This window comes from Chryseobacterium arachidis, from assembly GCF_900129245.1.
GTDB classification, from domain to species: domain Bacteria; phylum Bacteroidota; class Bacteroidia; order Flavobacteriales; family Weeksellaceae; genus Chryseobacterium; species Chryseobacterium arachidis.
Genome location: NZ_FQUT01000002.1, coordinates 392,242 through 410,399, shown reverse-complemented (window position 1 = coordinate 410,399; position 18,158 = coordinate 392,242). Strand labels below are relative to the sequence as shown.

Annotated in this window: 19 protein-coding genes; 11 read left to right on the top strand and 8 right to left on the bottom strand. The window is 35.0% G+C overall.

All coding sequences use genetic code 11. From position 1 onward, the window contains the following. Positions 1-30: 30 nt before the first annotated feature. On the bottom strand, positions 31-1,578 hold the full coding sequence (locus BUA89_RS05630; protein ID WP_072953900.1) for a sensor histidine kinase: 1,548 nt from the start codon (positions 1,576-1,578) through the stop codon (positions 31-33). 261 nt (positions 1,579-1,839) lie between these two features. Here BUA89_RS05630 and BUA89_RS05625 point away from each other — a divergent pair, with 261 nt between their 5' ends. Continuing rightward, a complete protein-coding gene (locus tag BUA89_RS05625; protein ID WP_228420526.1) occupies positions 1,840-2,271 on the top strand; it encodes an SRPBCC family protein in 432 nt (143 codons plus the stop codon). Between the two features lie 173 nt (positions 2,272-2,444). On the opposite strand, the gene BUA89_RS05620 is transcribed toward BUA89_RS05625, so the two are convergent. The 4 genes from BUA89_RS05620 to BUA89_RS05605 all read right to left on the bottom strand — a co-directional run bounded on the left by BUA89_RS05620 (position 2,445) and on the right by BUA89_RS05605 (position 6,299). Next, positions 2,445-2,789 carry a hypothetical protein gene (locus tag BUA89_RS05620; RefSeq protein WP_072953896.1) on the bottom strand — a complete coding sequence of 115 codons (345 nt, stop codon included), beginning with the start codon at positions 2,787-2,789 and terminating at the stop codon, positions 2,445-2,447. Then, positions 2,782-4,833, bottom strand: a complete 2,052-nt coding sequence (locus BUA89_RS05615) for a S9 family peptidase (RefSeq protein WP_072953895.1) — start codon at positions 4,831-4,833, stop codon at positions 2,782-2,784. Before BUA89_RS05615 ends, BUA89_RS05620 begins: the two co-directional genes overlap by 8 nt. 146 nt (positions 4,834-4,979) lie before the next feature. Next, positions 4,980-5,720, bottom strand: a complete 741-nt coding sequence (locus BUA89_RS05610) for a uroporphyrinogen-III synthase (RefSeq protein WP_072954300.1) — start codon at positions 5,718-5,720, stop codon at positions 4,980-4,982. A 12-nt stretch (positions 5,721-5,732) separates the two neighbouring features. After that, positions 5,733-6,299 (bottom strand): DUF4271 domain-containing protein, encoded by a 567-nt coding sequence (locus tag BUA89_RS05605; protein WP_262487535.1) that lies wholly within the window; start codon positions 6,297-6,299, stop codon positions 5,733-5,735. Positions 6,300-6,477: 178 nt separating this feature from the next. Here BUA89_RS05605 and BUA89_RS05600 point away from each other — a divergent pair, with 178 nt between their 5' ends. Genes BUA89_RS05600 through BUA89_RS05585 form a run of 4 tightly spaced genes read left to right on the top strand, consistent with a single transcriptional unit; the run spans position 6,478 to position 9,861 of the window. After that, positions 6,478-7,194, top strand: a complete 717-nt coding sequence (locus BUA89_RS05600) for a polyprenol monophosphomannose synthase (protein ID WP_072953891.1) — start codon at positions 6,478-6,480, stop codon at positions 7,192-7,194. Next, positions 7,191-7,577, top strand: a complete 387-nt coding sequence (locus BUA89_RS05595; protein ID WP_083531622.1) for a DUF4296 domain-containing protein — start codon at positions 7,191-7,193, stop codon at positions 7,575-7,577. The genes BUA89_RS05600 and BUA89_RS05595 overlap by 4 nt, the downstream gene beginning before the upstream one ends. A 6-nt stretch (positions 7,578-7,583) precedes the next feature. After that, the gene (gene tgt, locus BUA89_RS05590) at positions 7,584-8,717 is read left to right on the top strand and encodes a tRNA guanosine(34) transglycosylase Tgt (protein ID WP_072953887.1); all 1,134 of its coding nucleotides are present in this window, start codon (positions 7,584-7,586) and stop codon (positions 8,715-8,717) included. 31 nt (positions 8,718-8,748) lie between these two features. After that, the gene (locus BUA89_RS05585; protein ID WP_072953885.1) at positions 8,749-9,861 is read left to right on the top strand and encodes an LptF/LptG family permease; all 1,113 of its coding nucleotides are present in this window, start codon (positions 8,749-8,751) and stop codon (positions 9,859-9,861) included. Here the strand turns inward: BUA89_RS05585 and BUA89_RS05580 are convergent. Further along, positions 9,855-10,571, bottom strand: coding sequence for a biotin--[acetyl-CoA-carboxylase] ligase (locus tag BUA89_RS05580; protein ID WP_072953883.1), 717 nt, complete (start codon positions 10,569-10,571; stop codon positions 9,855-9,857). The genes BUA89_RS05585 and BUA89_RS05580 overlap by 7 nt on opposite strands. Positions 10,572-10,657: 86 nt before the next feature. Here BUA89_RS05580 and rsfS point away from each other — a divergent pair, with 86 nt between their 5' ends. From rsfS to BUA89_RS05550, 6 genes are all read left to right on the top strand, one after another. Further along, complete coding sequence (gene rsfS, locus BUA89_RS05575) at positions 10,658-11,026, top strand: ribosome silencing factor (RefSeq protein ID WP_072953881.1); 369 nt, start codon at positions 10,658-10,660, stop codon at positions 11,024-11,026. 16 nt (positions 11,027-11,042) lie between these two features. Further along, positions 11,043-13,055 (top strand): ATP-dependent zinc metalloprotease FtsH, encoded by a 2,013-nt coding sequence (gene ftsH, locus BUA89_RS05570; RefSeq protein WP_072953880.1) that lies wholly within the window; start codon positions 11,043-11,045, stop codon positions 13,053-13,055. Between the two features lie 136 nt (positions 13,056-13,191). Next, positions 13,192-13,773 carry an LUD domain-containing protein gene (locus tag BUA89_RS05565; protein ID WP_072953879.1) on the top strand — a complete coding sequence of 194 codons (582 nt, stop codon included), beginning with the start codon at positions 13,192-13,194 and terminating at the stop codon, positions 13,771-13,773. A 24-nt stretch (positions 13,774-13,797) separates the two neighbouring features. Next, on the top strand, positions 13,798-14,670 hold the full coding sequence (locus BUA89_RS05560) for a phosphatidate cytidylyltransferase (protein ID WP_072953878.1): 873 nt from the start codon (positions 13,798-13,800) through the stop codon (positions 14,668-14,670). A gap of 4 nt (positions 14,671-14,674) precedes the next feature. Next, a complete protein-coding gene (locus BUA89_RS05555; protein ID WP_072953877.1) occupies positions 14,675-15,328 on the top strand; it encodes a phosphatidylserine decarboxylase family protein in 654 nt (217 codons plus the stop codon). Between the two features lie 84 nt (positions 15,329-15,412). Then, positions 15,413-15,826: a hypothetical protein gene (locus tag BUA89_RS05550; RefSeq protein WP_072953876.1), complete on the top strand. Its 414-nt coding sequence runs from the start codon at positions 15,413-15,415 to the stop codon at positions 15,824-15,826. 7 nt (positions 15,827-15,833) lie between these two features. Here the strand turns inward: BUA89_RS05550 and BUA89_RS05545 are convergent, their stop codons facing one another. Then, positions 15,834-16,181 carry a DUF1801 domain-containing protein gene (locus tag BUA89_RS05545; RefSeq protein WP_072953875.1) on the bottom strand — a complete coding sequence of 116 codons (348 nt, stop codon included), beginning with the start codon at positions 16,179-16,181 and terminating at the stop codon, positions 15,834-15,836. 23 nt (positions 16,182-16,204) lie between these two features. Then, positions 16,205-18,043 carry an ABC transporter ATP-binding protein gene (locus tag BUA89_RS05540; protein ID WP_072953874.1) on the bottom strand — a complete coding sequence of 613 codons (1,839 nt, stop codon included), beginning with the start codon at positions 18,041-18,043 and terminating at the stop codon, positions 16,205-16,207. Positions 18,044-18,158 lie beyond the last annotated feature (115 nt).

Below are 18,158 nucleotides of genomic sequence, written 5' to 3'. Positions count from 1 at the left end.
TTTTGTTTATTGATTTGCCGTTTTTGTTGTTTACGCCATCGGAAGCTTGATCGTAAACGTACTTCCTTTCCCTTTGTGCGAATCCACAATGATCTGTCCTTTATGGAGTTCTACAATTTTCTTTACATACGAAAGTCCTAATCCCTGTCCTTTTACATTATGGATATTTCCCGTTTCTTCTCTAAAGAATTTTTCGAAAATCTTTGTTTTATTCTGGGTTTCCATTCCCATTCCTTTATCGGAAACTTCAATGACGTACAAATGCCCTTCGTTTCTTGTTTTAATACTGATTTCCGGCGCTTCTGGCGAGTATTTGTTAGCGTTATCCAATAAATTCACAAGCATATTAGAAATATGAAATTCATCAATTTTAAATGTATAATTCGTTGCATTAAATTCCTGCGTAAGCTTTCCGTTTCTTTGCTGAACAATCAGGTTGAAGGATTCGGTTGTCTTTTTGATCAGTTCTCTTACGTTAGCCTCCTTTAAAAATAGTTTAACTTCATTTCTTTCAAGCTTAGACATATTTAGAACGTTTTCAACCTGCTTTTTCATCCTCAGATTTTCCTGTTTGATAAGGTTTGAGTAGTATTTTACCTTATCCGGATTGGTTGCGATTTTATCGTTGGCCAAAGAATCTGTTGCCACGGAAATCGTTGCCAAAGGCGTTTTAAACTCATGAGACATATTGTTGATGAAATCTGTTTTCACTTCCGCCAGTTTTTTCTGTCTCATCATATAATTGATGGAAATAATGTAAATACCTAAAATCGTTAATAATGAAAGAAAAGTTCCCAGAAGCATCGGCCAGTTGTTCATTGCCAGAGAGACATCTTTTTTAGGGAAAACCAAAGCTAGACTATACAAAGTTCTTTCTTTCTGATCGGTAAAAAGCGGATAACTGTACGTATTATTTTCTTTTTTCTCTTTATAATCACTGCTGACCACTTTTGTAAGGTTATTATTCTTATCAATTATTCCATAACCGAACTTGGCAGAAATTCCTCTGATTCTCAGTTCTTTCGCAATAACGGAATCCAAAACCTTCTCATCGACTCTTTTTGTGATAGGCAAATTGTTTCCATAAACTTTTGCATATTCTTTTAAGGCATAATCACCATTTTCCAGATCCTGATTGATGTCTGCCGTAAGAATTTCGCGGTTTGTAGTGTCTCTTTTGATCTTATAAGCGGCTTCGTCACTATATAATTTTGTCAGCTTAATCGAATCTCCTTGTTTGGAAATCGGAAGCTGACTTTTTTCAATAATATTTTTTGAATAAATAATTTGTCGTTGTGTCCCCGAATCTTCAACCTGCTGAATAGTCGTCAGTGTTGGCTGATTGCTGCTCGCAAGAATATTCTTTCTAAAATCCTTGTTATCAACGTTTAAATATTTATCAACTTCTATTTCTTCTATGCTTTTGGAAGTGCTTTCCAGTGCAGAATAAACTTTAGAGGAAAAATCCTGTTCCAAGGCACCATAATAATTTTTCAGCCAATAAAACTGGAGCGTGACGAAAACAATCAGTGAGATCGTCATGAACACCGATATTATTGGGATGAATTTATTATTCATTTACTTTATTTTATGAGTTTTTTAAAAAAGTGAATGTTAAAATTAAATATTTTAAGACTAGATAAACAAAAAACGAGCCAAAAAATTGTATAATTTTTCTTAAAAGAGTGTTTTTTAACATTTATTTATAAATTTTATAATTTCTTGGCATAAGAAAAGTGATCTGAAAATATAATGGAGTAGCTTTGTTTAAAACAAAATATTATTATGAAATCTGAAATCATTTTTAACAAAGATTTTGATTCCCTAAGTGTATATGTTATGAAAATATATGACGCCGAAGTTTCAAAAGTCTGGGATTATTTTACAAAATCCGAATTGCTGGATCACTGGTGGGCGCCAAAACCGTGGAAATGCGAAACAAAAAGGCAGGATTTTAAGGAAGGTGGTGTTTGGTTGTATTCAATGATTGGTCCCGAAGGAGAAAGGCATTACGCTCAGGTAAAATACGGAGAGATTATGGAGCACAGAAGTTTTGACGGTACCGATACGTTCTGTGATGAAAATGGAAACGTAAATCCGGATTTTTCTGAATCGAAATGGCTGTTTGGCTTTACAGGGGTGGAAGAAGGAGCAAAAGTTACGGTCAACATTCATTTTGAATCTGAACAGGCAATGAAGCAAATGCTTGAAATGGGCTTTGAGGAAGGTTTTAAAATGGGCCTTAATCAATTGGAAGAGATTTTAATTTGAGAATTTTAAAATGAATTAATTTAAAAATTTTTGAATTATATAAATAAAAAATGGAAAGTAATTTTTTACTTTCCATTTTTTGATTTCATTTAAGTTTTGGCTAAAGCTGATTGCTTTTTTATGTTATATTGAAAACGGGCTTTAGCCCGTTCCTATTGATAAAATATCAATTCTCAAATTAATTCTTCATCCTGAAAATACTGAATAATCGCTTTTTTCATCAGAATCTGCTGCTCATTCGGTTTCAGTTCCGGAAGTTTTTCCAATTCCTCAAAATGCGGATATCCATCATCGTCGTAATGTGAAAATTTGTAATACCCGAAAGGTTCTAACAATCTGCAAACGGCGATATGAATTAAATTCACCTTGTCATCTTTCGTATATTTCTGCTGACCGCTTCCCAATTCCTGAAGGCCTATTAAAAACAGATAGGTTTCAATCGGAGCATCTTTTTCAGTATCAAAATTTTCAATGAAAAACTGTTGTACTTTCTGCCAATATTCTGCGTCGTTAATCATTTTTCTTATTTTCTAATTTTAGTAGAAATGCATATTCCAATGCGTCTTCTTTTAAAGATTCAAATCTTCCGCTCGCACCGCCGTGTCCTGCGCTCATGTCTGTTTTAAAGACTAAAAGATTGTCGTCTGTTTTCAGTTCTCTCAATTTTGCTGTCCATTTTGCCGGTTCCCAATATTGAACCTGAGAATCGTGCAATCCGGTTGTAATTAAAGTATTCGGATAATCTTTCGCTTCTACATTATCGTAAGGAGAATATTCCTTCATATAATGATAATATTCTTCGTCGTTTGGATTTCCCCATTCGTCGTATTCTCCGGTTGTTAAAGGAATTGTTTCATCCAACATTGTGGAAACTACGTCTACAAAAGGAACCTGAGCTACAATTCCGTTGAATAAAGTCGGTTCGTAATTCATCACGGCTCCCACCAATAATCCTCCTGCGCTTCCGCCCATCGCATAAAGATGTTTAGAAGACGTGTAATTCTCTTTAATTAAAAACTTTCCTGCATCAATAAAATCGAAGAATGTATTTTTCTTAAATAACATTTTTCCGTCTTCATACCATTCTCTTCCCAGATATTCACCCCCTCTGATGTGAGCGATTGCATAAATAAATCCTCTGTCTAAAATTGATAATCTTACATTGGAAAAACTCGCATCAACCGTATGTCCGTAACTTCCATAGCCATATAAAAGTAAAGGAGTGTCTGCAGATTTTTTCGTGTCTTTGTGGTAAACCAGAGAAATAGGAACTTTTGTTTCTCCATCTCTTGAATCAGCCCAGATTCTCTCGGAAATATAATTTTCAGCAAAGAATTTTCCGCCCAAAACTTCCTGCTGTTTCAGAAGCTTGGTGGTTTTTTCTTTCATATTATATTCATATGTCGAGCTTGGCTGTGTTAAAGAAGTGTATCCATAACGTAAAACTTCCGTATCAAACTCAAGATTTGTTCCGATGTATGCGGTATAAGTAGGATCAGAAAAAGGTAAATAATACGATTCCTGTGTTTTTTCGTCGATAATTTTTATCTGTAATAAACCTTCCTCTCTTTCTTCAAGAACCAGATAGTTTTTAAATATTTCAAAACCTTCCAGTAAAACTTCAGGACGATGAGGAATTACGTCCACCCAGTTTTCCATTTCACAATGGTCGATTTTTGCCTTTACAATTTTAAAATTAAAAGCATCATCTGCATTGGTAATGATATAAAACTCATCTTCATAGTGCTCAACAGAATATTCCAAATCATCAATTCTTGGCTGAATAATTTTCCAGTCTGCAAAAACGTTATCTGCCGGAATAAATCTGTGCTCATCCGAAATGGTGCTGGAACTTGCAATGAAAATATATTCCAAAGACTTTGTCTTGAAAACATTGACATCAAAAGTCTCATCTTTTTCATGGAAAACTAAAATATCTTCTGAAGAATCTGTGCCTAATTTATGCCTGTAAACCTGAAAAGCTCTTAAACTGTCGTCTTTTCGGATATAGAAAACGTGTTCATTATCCTTTGCCCAAACTGCTTTTCCTGTCGTATTTTCGATTGTATCTGAAAGGATTTCTCCTGTCTTTAAATCTTTAAAATTGATGGTGTAAATTCTGCGGCTTACATTGTCGGATGAGAAAGAAGCCAGCTCATTATTCGGGGAAACGGCAACACTTCCTACTTCAAAATAATCTTGTCCGTCTGCCAAAATATTAACATCAAGAATAATTTCTTCTTCGTTGTCTAAACTGTGATGTTTTCTGCAGAAAATAGGATATTCTTTTCCGTCTTCGTAACGGACAATGTACCAATATTCATTAAAAAAATAAGGGAGAGATTCGTCGTCCTTTTTATAGCGGGCTTTCATTTCCTCGAAAAGTTCTTCCTGAAGCTGTTCTGTATCCTTCATCACGAATTCTGCATACGCATTTTCCTCTTCCAGATATTTTGTGACTTCGGGATTCTCTCTTTCGTTGAGCCAGAAATAATTATCAATCCTTTTGTCGCCGTGTATTTCGAGTATTTTTTCTATTTTTTTTGCCTGTGGAGCTTTCATTCGAATGTTTTAATTCTATTTATAATTTTAGAATGGAATTAATATTAAGAAAATTTTATTCAATATTAATTTTCGTTCAAATTTACTTAAAAAAAAACCATCTTTCCTGTATGAAAAGACGGTTGCTTTATTTTTTGTATTAAACCTTACTTGTGTAATGCTTTAATATATTTTTCCAATGCCATTGTCATCGACGGAGTTTCCTTTGTAGGAGCCATTAAATCGATTTTTAATCCTGCTTCTTCCGCTGCTGCAGAAGTGGTGGATCCGAAAACACCGATTTTTGTTTCTTCCTGTTTGAAATCCGGGAAATTCTGCTGTAATGACTTGATCCCTTGTGGGCTGAAGAAAATTAACATGTCGTAATCTTTAATGTTAATATCTGTCAGATCGCTGCAAACGGTTCTATACATGATTGCTCTGGTCCAGTCTACATTAGATGCTTCCATTGTCTTTACAATATCCGGGCTTAGGACGTCTGAAGACGGCAACAAATATTTTTCACCAGGAAATTTTTTGAAAAGAGGCAGCAGGTCTGCGAAGTTTTTCTCCCCAAAGCTGATCTTTCTTTTTCTGTAAACAATGTGTTTCTGAAGATAATTCGCAATGGCTTCGGACTGACAGATGTATCGCATCGTATCAGGAACCGCAAAACGAAGTTCTTCAGCCAATCTGAAGTAGTGGTCGATCGCATTCTTACTCGTGAAAATAATCCCCGTGTATTGTGTAAGGTCGATCTTTTGTGTTCTTAATTCTTTATTGTCAACCCCTTCGACATGGATAAAAGGACGGAAATCAATCTTTATTTTTTCCTTCTTCGCTATATCCAGATATGGAGAAGACTCACTTGGCGCTGGTTGAGAAACCAATATAGACTTTATTCTCATCATTGACATTTGTTAAAAAAATAATAGTTTCCAAAGCAATAATATTGGTGCGATTTGGAGGGTGCAAATATACAAAAATTTATAATACCATTTTTCAGGTAAGATCTTGTTCTTGTGAAATAAATAGAAAAAAATCTTAAAAATGAATACAAAAGAAAAGAAAAACAAATAGTATAAAAATATTTTATTTCTGTCTATCGGGAAATAGTAGTGGGCTACGCATAAAATTATCAGTAAAAAAGACAGGATAAAGTAAAATTTTGTAGAGGTAAAATAAAAAATAGTCCATTTTTTTCCGTCGCCGATACTTTGAAAAAATAAAAAGCCTAATGAAGATTTTACCAGATAAAAAAGTGCTACAGCAATTAAACAAAATCCAAATTTGTTCAGCTGATATCCCAAAATCTGCAGTTCTGCCACATATTTAGGAACGGTAGGTATGTATTGGGATATTAAGACGGATAAGGTAAGCGCGGTTACACACGAGGTAATGACCCAGCTGGGCAGGTTATTGCTGGCATCAAAATATTTTTGAAGCAAAAAATCTTTCAGGTTTGCCTCTCTCTCTACAATGTTCATCATAAACAGGTATAAAAAGATACAGCCTAACAATACAAAGATCACCCAATCGTTATTTTCGGGGATTCTCACTTGGTTTATAAAATTCTGTGATAACGGCAACTCGATTTTTTTTGCAAAATTATAGATTATTTTGTATAAAATAAAAAGGTTAAATAAACTATCTTTGCAAACTGAAATGAAAAAACTGGTCATAATTCCGACTTACAACGAAAAGGAAAATATAGAAAATATTATTTCCGCAGTTTTTGCATTGGAAGATGACTTTCATATTTTGGTAGTGGATGATTCGTCTCCTGATGGAACGGCGGAATTGGTAAAGGATTTGCAGAAGAAATTTCCACATCATTTACATTTATCAATCAGAAAAGTGAAAGATGGTTTAGGAAAGGCATATATTCATGGTTTTAAATGGGCAATTGAAAACAAATATGATTATATTTTTGAAATGGATGCCGATTTTTCTCATAATCCGAATGACCTGCCGAAACTTTTTGAAGCCTGCCTTCACGCTGAAATGGCCATCGGGTCAAGATATTCAAAAGGGGTAAATGTAGTGAATTGGCCGATGGGAAGAGTTTTGCTTTCTTATTTTGCTTCAAAATATGTAAGATTTGTGTTAGGGCTTCCTATTCATGATACAACAGCGGGCTTCGTATGTTTTTCAAGAAAGGTTTTGGAAGAGATTGGGTTGGATAATGTAAAGTTAAAAGGATACGGATTTCAGATTGAAATGAAATTCAGGGCTTTTAAAAAAGGATTCAAAATTGTAGAAGTACCCATTATTTTTACAAACAGGATATTAGGAGAAAGTAAAATGAATGGAGGAATCATTCATGAAGCGGTTTTTGGAGTTTTAAATTTAAAATGGAAATCAATAATCAACAGATTATGAAAAAGCTGATCTTCGTTTTTATGGTGATATTTTTAGTTTCCTGCGGAGGAGACTATATCAGTAAGCCCAAAAATCTTATTACCGAAAATACAATGGCAGAAATAATGGCGGATCTTGCCATCAATGATCAGGCAGTTATGCAGTACCAGAACTCAAACATGGAGGCCGGCACACGATATATCCTTAAATTGCATGGTGTTAATTCTAAAGATTATTCCGAAAGTTTTAAATATTATGTCATTAAAAATAAAATGAACGGAATTACTGAAGACGCCCAAAAGATAATATTGGAAAAAGATCCGAAGGCGGACAAATATATAAAGGATAAGAAAAAGAACAATAATGTGGGAGAATTGCAAAATGCTCCTGCACTGGTAAGATAATGTAAGATGCAAAAGTTTTTTAATATAGAAAAAACCACCGGGGGAAAGGCAAGGGCAGGAGAACTTACCACGGATCACGGTAAAATTCAGACACCGATTTTTATGCCTGTAGGAACTGTTGCCAGTGTAAAAACGGTTCATCAGAGAGAGTTAAAAGAAGACATAAAAGCTCAGATTATTCTGGGAAATACTTATCATTTATATCTTCGTCCCGGTATGGAAACAATGCAGGCGGCAGGAGGTCTGCATAAATTCATGAACTGGGATCTTCCTATTTTGACGGATTCAGGCGGTTTTCAGGTTTTTTCATTAGCGAGTAGCAGAAAGATGTCGGAGGAAGGAGCAAGGTTCAAATCTCATATCGACGGAAGCTACCACATGTTTTCTCCAGAAAAATCTATGGAGATCCAAAGACAGATCGGAGCCGATATTTTCATGGCTTTTGATGAGTGTGTGGCATATCCTTGCGAATACAATCAGGCAAAAACATCGATGGAACTTACACACCGTTGGTTGAAAAGATGTATCGAATGGACAGAGAATAATCCTGAGTTATACGGTTACAAGCAAAGACTTTTCCCGATTGTTCAGGGATCTACTTTTTCAGACCTAAGAAAAATTTCAGCGGAAGTCATTGCTGAAGCAGGAGCCGAAGGTAACGCGATTGGCGGTCTTTCCGTAGGTGAACCTGAGGAGGAAATGTATAGAATTACCGATGAGGTTACTGATATTTTGCCAAAAGAAAAGCCGAGATATTTAATGGGAGTAGGAACTCCGTGGAATATTCTGGAATCCATTGGTTTAGGAATCGATATGATGGATTGTGTAATGCCTACAAGAAATGCAAGAAATGCCATGCTATTTACATGGAAGGGTGTTATGAATATGAAAAATGAAAAGTGGAAAAAAGATTTTTCGCCTTTGGACGAATTTGGTACAAGTTTCGTAGACAGAGAATATTCGAAAGCATATTTAAGACATTTATTCGTTTCTAAAGAATATCTTGCAAAACAGATTGCTTCAATTCATAATCTGGCATTCTACTTAGATTTGGTAAAAGCCGCAAGAGAACATATTTTAGCAGGAGATTTCTACGAGTGGAAAAACTCTGTGGTTCCGGTTCTTAGACAAAGACTTTAAATAAATTAATGGCAAGTTAAAAAATAATGCAATGCTAAAAATTATAGACGGATATATCATTAAAAAATATCTTGGGACATTCAGTTTCATTTTAATGTTACTGTCTATAGTTGTTTTGGTAATCGATGTACAGGCAAAAATTCCTAGAATTCAAAATGCAACAGCAGTCGATGCAAAATTAAATGTTACGTACTTTCTTATTCATTTTTATCCATTCTGGATTATTAATTTGATAATGACGTTTTTGTCCATTTTGGTATTTATTTCAGTAATTTTTTTTACATCCAGAATGGCCAATAATACTGAAATTGTTGCTATTATTAGTAGTGGCGCAAGTTTTCACAGGTTTGCGAGACCTTATTTGTTGACCTCATTGTTTATTGCTATTTTGTCGTTAGGGATCAATCATTTTATACTTCCATGGGCTAATATTCAGAAAAACCAATTGGAAGCTTATACTTATAATGCAGGGAATAAGGAGAAGATATTAGGTACTGCGCCAGTTTCAGCACAACTTAGCAAAACAGAATATATTTTCATCAATTCCTGGAATAAAAGTGAAAAAAGAGGTTCGGGATTCGTTTATCAGAAGTTTGATAAAAACAGAAAAATGACTTACGAATTGAAGGCTTCTGATGTTTTCTGGGATAAAGATAAAAAGAATTTTGTCTTAAATTCTTACACCGAAAAAACCATTAATAAAAACGATACCGAAAAACTGGCTAACGGCTTTGACTTAAAGAAAAGCTATGGTCACGGTCCTGAAGAACTTTTCCCGAATGAGCTCTTGGGACAGAATAAAACAACACCTGAATTGGTGAAATTCATTAAAAGGGAAACCGAAAAAGGAAACAGCAACCTGAATGCGCACTTAAATGAGCTTCATCAAAGAACATCAATGCCTGTTTCTATTGTAATTCTTACATTTTTAGCACTATCGCTTTCTTCACAGAAAAAACGTGGAGGCTTAGGTATTAATCTAGCTTTGGGAATTTCCTTAGCATTCGTTTTCGTATTCTCTTTTGAGGCTTTAAAAGTAGTTTCAGAGAACAAAAGCATGTCTCCGGCACTGGCGATGTGGTTCCCGAATATTGTATTTTTCCCGCTTGCTGCGTATCTTTATATCAAAAGGGCGAATCAGTAAAGTAGCTTTATTTCTTTATGATAAAAGGATTTTAATCCGTCATTTTCAAGGTCAATCCACAATTCACCTTTTTCATCCGCATTTCGGATAATGCCATTTTGTCGCTTTTTATCCAATTCGAAAACAGAAATTTCATCTTTCCGGAATAAATTTTCATTAAAACGATCCATGATTTCCTGTTCAGCAGGAATTTTGTTTAGATTTTCCGTTAAAAATTCGTGTAAGTTTAAGGTAAAATCATCAAGATTAAAATGCTTTCCTGTTAGGCTGAGAAGCGAACTTGCATTAGACACTTCATCAAATTTTTTCTGAAGAATATTAAAGCCGGCTCCGATGATGAAATAATTTTGTTGATTAATTTTTTTCTTTTCAATCAGAATCCCGACGATTTTTTTATTTTTAAGGATGATGTCGTTCGGCCATTTTATTTTCACTATATTTTCAGTCAAATTGGCAAGGAAATCCCGGATGAGAATTGCGGTATAATAATTGAACATAAAATCCGAGACTGTAAAGTTTTCAGCCTTTACAGAAAGAGTATACGCCAGATTTTTTTCAGCCGTTGAAGACCATGTATTTCCGTATTGACCACGACCTTTGGTTTGATTGAATGTATGTACTGCAATAAAATCCGAATTTTCGTAAAGTAAAAACTTTTCAATTTCGTCATTAGTAGAAGAACATTCCTTCAGGTAGAATAGTTGGCTCATTTAAGAAAACTTTAAGACTTTAAAAGGCTAAAAGTAAGGCTAAAGTAAAAGAAAAACAATAAATTTGCAGATTATAGTATTTTTTAATGAATAAAACAGCAGAAAAACAAGCACTAATAGATAAAATTGTAGAGGCTATCCAGGATGTAAAAGGTGAAGATATCATGATTTTTGATCTTTCTAACATTGAAAATTCAGTAGCAGAAACGTTTATAATTTGCAGCGGAAACTCCAATACGCAGGTTTCAGCTTTGGCAGGTAGTGTAGAGAAAAAAGTAAGAAACGATCTTAAAGACAGACCTTGGCATGTAGAGGGTACCGAAAACTCAATGTGGGTTTTGGTAGATTATGTGACGGTTGTAGTTCACATTTTCCAGAAAGAAACTCGTGAGTATTATGATATCGAGGAACTTTGGGGAGATGCGAAAATTACAAAAATTGAAAGTGAATATTAAATTTTAAAAAGTATAAATGAACAATAAAGGATTTAACTGGTTTTTTCCCATCATGATCGTAGTCCTTGTGCTGTTCTTTGTTGCCAATTCTATGGGCGACAGCGGTGCAAAGTCTATTGATGAAGACGGTTTCTTCAAAGAAATGCAGGCAGGGAAAGTCCAGAGAGTTTTAATTGATAAACAGGCTCAGAAAGCTGATGTATTTTTAACACAGGCTGCTAAAACGGCAACTGTACAGAAAGACGATAAAGCAAACCCTTTTTCAAGTCTTGTAATGGCTCCAAAGGCAGATTACAGCCTTAAATATGGAGATCTTAGATTATTTCTTGAAAAGTTTGATGCAGTTAAAAAGCAAAATCCTGCATTGCAGACTTCAAAGGATTATGCTGAAGGAGAGAGTCCGTTAGTGAGCATTCTTATTCAGGCATTGATCTGGATTGCAATTTTAGGATTATTCTATTTCTTTCTTTTCAGAAAAATGGGAAGCGGAGGAGGTCCGGGCGGACAAATTTTCTCTATAGGGAAATCTAAGGCTAAACTTTTCGACGAAAAAGAAAGAATTCAGGTAACATTCAAAGATGTTGCAGGTTTGGAAGGGGCTAAAGAGGAGGTTCAGGAAGTGGTAGATTTCTTGAAAAACTCTGAAAAGTATACAAAACTGGGAGGTAAAATTCCTAAAGGTGTCCTTTTGGTAGGGCCTCCGGGAACTGGTAAAACGTTATTGGCAAAAGCGGTGGCGGGTGAAGCTAAAGTTCCTTTCTTCTCACTTTCAGGTTCAGATTTCGTTGAAATGTTCGTGGGGGTTGGTGCTTCAAGAGTAAGAGACCTTTTTGCTCAGGCTAAAGCTAAATCTCCTGCGATTATCTTTATTGATGAGATTGACGCAATCGGGCGTGCAAGAGGTAAAAACAACTTCTCAGGCGGAAACGACGAAAGAGAAAATACATTAAACCAGCTTTTAACGGAAATGGATGGTTTCGGTACAGATACCAACGTAATCGTAATGGCTGCAACCAACAGAGCGGATATCCTGGATAAAGCTTTGATGAGAGCAGGACGTTTTGACCGTTCGATCTACGTAGACCTTCCGGAATTACATGAAAGAAGGCAGATTCTTGATGTTCATTTAAAGAAAATCAAGCTGGATACAAATGTAGATAGAGATTTCTTGGCAAAGCAGACACCTGGATTCAGTGGAGCAGATATTGCTAATTTATGTAATGAAGCGGCATTAATTGCGGCAAGAAACAACCATGAGTCTGTTGCGAAACAGGATTTCCTTGATGCGGTAGACAGAATTATCGGTGGTCTTGAAAAGAAAAATAAAGCCATTAAGCCTTCTGAAAAAAGAAGAGTTGCTTACCACGAAGCGGGCCATGCTACAATTTCTTGGTTAGTAGAGCATGCTTCACCACTTTTAAAAGTAACAATCGTTCCGAGAGGACGTTCTTTAGGTGCAGCTTGGTATTTGCCGGAAGAAAGACAGTTGACCACTACGGAACAAATGCTGGATGAACTATGTGCAACATTAGGAGGTAGAGCAGCAGAACAGGTTATCTTTAATAATATCTCTACAGGAGCGCTTTCAGATTTGGAAAGTGTAACAAAGAGAGCTCAGGCAATGGTAACGATTTACGGTTTAAGCCCTAATATTGGTAACATTTCTTACTACGACAGCTCGGGCCAGTCTGAATATTCTTTCGGAAAACCTTATTCTGAAGAAACAGCTAAGAAAATTGATGCTGAAATTAAAGGAATTATCGAAAATCAGTACGACAGAGCAATTCAGATCTTAACTGAGAATAAAGATAAACTTGATGCTTTGGCTAATAAATTATTGGAGAAAGAAGTGATCTTCCGTGAAGATCTGGAAGAAGTATTCGGGAAAAGAGCATGGGATCCGGAATTAACTGAGAAACCTGTTACGAATACAATTCCTGATGCCAAAGAGCCAACAGAAGAAATTAAAATTGAGGAGAAAGAAAGTGAAAATGAGATTCAGGCTCCTGAAAGCCCCACTCAACTTTAAAATTTCTTGAAATTTAAATAAAACAAAACCTGACAGTTGTAAAATTGTCAGGTTTTTTAATATTTATCGGCACGTTTTTGGATTTCTATCTGATTAATTTTATATTTTTGTATAAAGTGACCAAAACTAAATTACTTTGAATTTATTCAAGAAAATTGTAAGCAAACTTACCAACCAGCCTGAAGAAGAAGAGAAACAAAGTCTGGAAAAGTTAGGAGATTCGCTCAAGAATGCGGATCTCGACTATAAGTTTGCCCAGTTGTTTACGCACTCAGGAGGATTTTTTAATTATTGTGCTGATGAAGCAGAAGCATTGCAGACGTTAAATCAAATTATTAAAATAGAAGGAATAAGCAACGTTTTCTGTTGGGATAAAGATCTTCAGAATTTCTTAACCGTTGTAAAAACCCCTTATACTCCAGAGTTACAAAGCGGAAATGATGCAAGTTTCATTACCTGCGAATACCTGATTGCCTATGACGGAAGAATTATGCTTTCTCATAATAATATTCTTCATTACCATTCTTCCAGACTTCCCAATAAAATTATCATTATGGCCAATGTTTCTCAGATTGTTAATAACCTGAATGATGCAATGGGGAAAATAAAAAGAAACGGAAATATTAAGAATCTTACTTCTATCAGTGGAGGTCACTCGAAATTGGATCCGTCTTCCAATACCAATACAAAACTGTTTTTATTGCTGCTTGAAGATTAAGCATCAACTTTTAAAATTAAAACCTTGGACAAAAATCTCATTCAAAGAACGCTATCTGGAATTGTTTATGTAGCAATCATTATTCTTTGTACCACGCCGATCGGAGCACAGCTAATCAACAGTATTTCGCCGAATCTTGTGAAGCAGGAATATCTGTATTACGGGTTAATTACTTTGTTGCTGGGGGTAGGTTCTTGGGAATGTTTTAAAATCATGAATTTCGGAAACGGCTATGAAAAATGGGTAGTTTTCCCGTTAATTGTTTTTGTTTTCTATATTTTTTCAAAAAGGTTTTTCCAGCATGGTTTCTATTTTGATTTCAGGATAAGTGAAATTCTGGCGATGGTGTTGATTGTGATTGCTGTGGTCACTTTATTTAAGTTCGCAAACGAATTGTATTACGACAGCGGAAAACTTATTTTTACGGTTATTTACGTGGCTTTACCTTTTAGTTTTGCTTTAGGATTACCTAAGTTTTCTTCATTTGATGACCGTTTTTCATTGGAAGTATTGTTTTTGTTCATCCTGATATGGAGCAGTGATACTTTTGCTTATTTAACGGGAAAATTCTTCGGGAAACATAAAATGGCGCCTAAAATCTCTCCTAAGAAAACTTGGGAAGGATATATTGGCGGAGTCGTTCTTACTTTAGTGTTATCTTATTTCGTAGAACAATATCATTCTGATCTTCGCGGAAACTGGATGGTGGTAGGTTTTCTAGTCGCTGCTTTTGCTCCTGTGGGAGATTTGGTGGAAAGTCAGCTGAAAAGAAATTTTGGAGTAAAAGACAGCGGGAATATCATTCCCGGGCATGGCGGAGTATTAGATAGGCTGGATAGTTTTTTAATTTGCGTTCCTGTCGTATATTTGTACTTTATTTTAGAAAAATTCATTTAATCTCATGAAACTACACAAAGAATCGAAAGGAACGATTACCGTTGCTACCATTGCATTTATCGTGCTTGGAGCGTTGGCTATTTATTTTCTTGAAATGTGGTCTTTATTGATCATCCTGCCATTATTGGTAATTTACAGCTTAGTATTTTGGTTCTTCAGAGTTCCGGATCGCAACATTTTAGAACACAGAGAAAACGTTATCGCTCCTGTTGACGGGAAAGTGGTGATGATAAAAGAAGTAGAAGAAGACGAATTTATCAAAGGAAAAGCTATTCAGGTTTCTATTTTCATGTCTCCGCTGAATGTTCATATTTGTCGATATCCTGTTTCAGGTGAAGTTATTTATAAGAAATACCATCCCGGAAAATATCTTGTTGCGTGGCATGAGAAATCTTCCACAGAAAATGAAAGAACAACGGTTGCAGTGAAAAGTTTAACCAATCATCAGGTAGTGTTCAGACAGATTGCGGGATATGTGGCGAGAAGAATTGTTTTCTATTGTAATGAAGGGGATAAAGCAAAAGCAGGACATGAGTTCGGATTCATTAAATTTGGCTCCAGAATGGATGTATTCCTGCCTTTGGATACAGAAATTATATGTAAGATCGGGGATATTACAAAAGGTGGTTTGGATGTAATCGCAAGAATGAAAGAGTAAGTTTATAAACTTTGAAAATATTAAAAGACTGCTTCGGGAGAGGTGGTCTTTTCTATTATATTTGATTTTAAATTTTATTGCAGGATGAAATATTATACGATTTTGCTTTTGGTCTTTTTTATAGCATGTAAAAAACAGGAAGATATTGGATTGCCGGAAAATTATATTCTGACAGAAAAAAATATTTCGGATGACTGTAATATTTTTCAAATGAGATTTAAAGAGGGCAAGTATTTATTAAAATGTTCATTGGCGGGGAGCTGCCGGAAAATGACTTCAGAAATATATATTAAAGAATATGTATCATATTTAGAGAAAAACTATGATCATTTTGCTCATAAAAAAGGGGATATCATCTTTGATTATTATGGGATAAAAGATTCAAAAATATTACAGGATTCTCTGCTAAAAATTACAAAGAGAAAGTTTAATAATGTTGTTTCATTATCAGAATATGATAAAGGCAGTTTTACATTACATATTTCTTACAAAAAATAACCTGTTTTTACTTAATATGCTTTTTCACTTCATCAATGAACTCCAAAATCAATTGTAAAGGCAAATCCTCATTCATATCAATTAAAAGGATTTTAAACTTCTTTCTGCCTTCCTGAAGCAGTAACGGATGATCAAGTTTATCGCCGTGATAAAAACTTACATAATGTTTTTGATGCTTTTTACTGAAATAAAAATAACACAGCATTTTCTTTTTGTATTTAAAGAATGGCAATCCGAAACTCAGTGTTTCTGTAATATTTTCTGTATCTGATTCTAATATTTTTCTGCGCAAAAAAAGAAGAGTACTTCTATCAGGCTCTTCAATTCTGTAGAAATACTCTTGTATAGGATTCATTTAAATGTGTGTTTAAAGTTGTTTTACTCAAAATTTTGCAGCTCAACCAACTTCTGATAGGTTCCTTTTTGGGTCATAAGTTCTTGGTGGGTTCCTTGCTCTACGATATCGCCTTTTTCCATCACCACAATCCAGTCTGCTTTCTGAATGGTTGAAAGTCGGTGAGCAATGACCAAAGAAGTTCTGTTCTCCATCATTTTTTCCAAAGCATCCTGAACAAATCTTTCGGATTCAGTATCCAAAGCGGAAGTTGCCTCATCCAAAATCATAATCGGTGGATTTTTCAATACTGCTCTGGCGATGGAGACTCTTTGCTTCTGACCTCCGGAAAGCTTTCCTCCATCATCTCCGATGTTGGAATCGTAACCGTCAGGAAGATTGGTGATGAACGAATCTGCATTGGCTATTTTTGCGGCAGCAATTACTTCTTCTCTCGTTGCATCTGGTTTGCCCATTAAAATATTATTGTAAACCGTATCATTAAATAACACAGATTCCTGAGTTACCATACCCAACAATTTGCGATATTCTTTTAGTTTTAAATGCTTAATATCAATTCCGTCAATTAAAATTTCTCCTTGAGAAACATCATAAAATCGCGCTAAAAGATTGGCAATTGTAGTTTTACCACTACCACTTTGCCCTACAAGCGCAACAGTTTTACCTTTTGGAATCGTAAGACTGAAATTTTTCAGAATTAAATTAGATTTATCATAATAGAACCCAATATTTTTAAATTCTATCTGCTTCTCAAGCGTAGAAATTGAAACTGGCTCTGCAACTTCTTCAATTTTTACATCGGCTTCAAGAATCTCCAATACTCTGTGTAAAGAAGCTTCGCCTTTCTGTACATTAGAAATAGATTGTGATAAACTCTTTACCGGAGGTAAAATCTGGAAGAACATTCCTAAGAATACTAAAAAGTCCTGGGGAGCAATACTGTGTTCTACGACAATTTGTTTTCCACCATACCATGCGATAATTAAGAACGTAACAGATCCAAGGAATTCGCTTATCGGCGATGCCAATTCTTTTTTTCTGCCTAATCTTATCGAACTGTTGATCCATTTGTTCATAGAGCCCATGAATCGGTTATCCATAATTTTCTCTGCACTGAAAATCTTAATTACTTTTGACGATTTCAGAGTTTCATCAACGATTGAGAAAATTGTTCCCATTTCGTTCTGAGCTTCGTGAGAATCTTTTTTAAGACTTTTTCCAATTAAAGCAATCATAGTTCCCATTACTGGTAAAACCAAAAGAGAAAAAAGTGTTAATTCAGTACTCAGTAAAAAAAGACTTATTAATGTGCTGATTAACATAAACGGAGCGTTAATGAGTTCTACTAAACTTCCTAAAATATTTCCTTCAACTTCGCCAACGTCATTAGACATACGAGACATCATGTCACCTTTTCTACTTTCTGTAAAAAATGAAACGGGTAAAGATAAAACCTTACGATACATCTCGCCACGAAGGTCTTTGGTAACACCAACGCGATAATTAATCAAAAGGAAAGATCCTAAATATCTGAAAAGGTTTCTCAATAAAAACATAAACGCTGTGATGACGCAAAGCCATGCCAAAACATTCAGCGTACCATAATCATCAACCAAAGATTGAATATAATAATTGGAATATGCTTTTAAATATTTGAATAAATCTACAAGATCCCCAGAATATAGGGGGGCAGACTGAAATTTCTCACTTTTAATAGTGCCAAAAAGCATTCCTAAAACCGGCAGAATCGTTCCTAGTGAAGCAATCTGAAACACAGAATATAATAGGTTGAAGAATAAACTTCCGAAAATATATTTTTGGTGCGGTCTGGCGAATTTCAGTATTTTTTTATATTCGTTCATTCAATGAAAAATTGGATAGCAAAATTACGTAATTTAAATGATAAGACGTTTTTCTTTGTCTTTTTACTTTACTTAATAGGTTTGCATTTGTCTTGTTTTGTTACAAATATTTCTC